At 70.4% G+C, this 2,004-nt stretch carries 1 protein-coding gene; it reads left to right on the top strand.

Going from position 1 to position 2,004, the window contains the following annotated elements:
- Positions 1-617 precede the first annotated feature (617 nt).
- Entirely contained in the window at positions 618-1,958 is a 1,341-nt protein-coding gene (gene ccrA, locus FOE67_RS24020) for a crotonyl-CoA carboxylase/reductase (protein ID WP_182666931.1), read from the top strand.
- Positions 1,959-2,004: the final 46 nt, after the last annotated feature.

The following is a 2,004-nucleotide window of genomic DNA, read 5'->3' as shown; positions in this document are numbered from 1 at the left end:
TGCCGGGGGGGTGCCGGGGGGACGGTGTTCGACCGGCCCCGGTGGGCCTCGGTGCGCGGACCACGGCGGAACCTCCCGACACGGGGCGGACCACAGGGGTCCGGGACGACTCTCCCGGCGGATGTCACCCATCGGTCACCGGGTCGCCAAGGAGGTGCGCCCCTCCGCCGGGAGACCCGGGAGCAACCGGGAAGCGCGCTCATGTGCGATCACGCGATGACTTTTGAGCGAAATATTTGGCACTCAGTGCCTTGCGGACCGGCACGGCGTGCCATAACGTGAAGTGCGCCGGGACGTGGTCCCACCGTCCAACGGAACGTTCCCGGCCGCCTGCGTCACAGGCACCAGCGCGACCGCGCGAGCCGCAGCACCACCGCCGCCGGACCGACGGCACCGCACCACCGAAGTCACGACACCGCACATCGCACCCGACCCCGTGTCGCCGGTGCCCGCGACCGTCCCCCGGGACGCCGCGGCGTCGGCAACGCCGCACCCGGGGACCCGCACACCGGGCCCCATCGACGTCCCGACCGCACCCGGTCGCCGGCGCCGGCCCCGTCGTGACACCCCGTCGTCCCCCAGCGTCCCCGTGACGCGCATCCGTCGGAGGCAACACCGTGAAGCAGATCCTGGACGCGATCAGCGCACCGGAGAGCACCAGCGAGGACTTCGCCCACCTGGCCCTGCCCGAGTCCTACCGCGCGATCACCGTGCACAAGGACGAGGTCGACATGTTCGAGGGCCTGACCACCCGGGAGAAGGACCCCCGCAAGTCGCTGCACCTGGACGAGGTGCCCCTGCCCGAACTCGGGCCGGGCGAGGCGCTGGTGGCCGTCATGGCCAGCTCCGTGAACTACAACTCGGTGTGGACCTCGATCTTCGAACCGGTCTCCACCTTCGCCTTCCTCGAGCGCTACGGTCGACTCTCCCCGCTGGCCAAGCGGCACGACCTGCCGTACCACATCATCGGCTCCGACCTGGCCGGCGTGGTGCTGCGCACCGGTGAGGGTGTCAACGCCTGGAAGCCCGGGGACGAGGTCGTCGCCCACTGCCTGTCGGTGGAGTTGGAGTCTCCCGACGGCCACGACGACACCATGCTCGACCCCGAGCAGCGCATCTGGGGCTTCGAGACCAACTTCGGCGGCATGGCCGAGATCGCGCTGGTGAAGACCAATCAGCTGATGCCCAAGCCGAAGCACCTGACCTGGGAGGAGGCCGCCGCCCCCGGGCTGGTCAACTCCACGGCCTACCGACAGTTGGTCTCCCGCAACGGCGCCGGGATGAAGCAGGGCGACAACGTCCTGATCTGGGGCGCCAGCGGTGGTCTGGGCTCCTACGCCACCCAGTTCGCGCTCGCCGGCGGCGCCAACCCCATCTGCGTGGTCTCCTCCCCGCAGAAGGCGGAGATCTGCCGGAGGATGGGCGCCGAGGCGATCATCGACCGCAACGCCGAGGACTACCGGTTCTGGAAGGACGAGCACACCCAGGACCCGCGCGAGTGGAAGCGCTTCGGCAAGCGCATCCGCGAACTGACCGGCGGCGAGGACGTGGACATCGTCTTCGAGCACCCCGGCCGCGAGACCTTCGGCGCGTCCGTCTACGTCACCCGCAAGGGCGGCACCATCGTCACCTGCGCCTCCACCTCCGGCTACATGCACTCCTACGACAACCGCTACCTGTGGATGTCGCTCAAGCGCATCGTCGGCTCCCACTTCGCCAACTACCACGAGGCCTGGGAGGCCAACCGCCTGATCGCCAAGGGGAAGATCCACCCCACCGTCTCGCGCAGCTACTCCCTGGAGGAGGCCGGCCAGGCCGCGCACGACGTGCACCGCAACGTGCACCAGGGCAAGGTCGGCGTGCTGTGCCTGGCGCCCCGCGAGGGCCTGGGCGTCACCGACCCCGAACTGCGCGCGAAGCACATCGACGCCATCAACCTCTTCCGCGGCGAGGGGTGAGGGGCACCGCCATGAGCCGCACCGGTCCCCCGCCCTCCCCGGGCAC

It is taken from the genome of Streptomyces calidiresistens (assembly GCF_014141525.1).
In the GTDB taxonomy this organism is placed as follows: Bacteria; Actinomycetota; Actinomycetes; order Streptomycetales; family Streptomycetaceae; genus Streptomyces; species Streptomyces calidiresistens.
The sequence above is the reverse complement of the archived record's forward strand: the minus strand, read 5'-3'. Positions and strand labels throughout refer to the sequence as shown.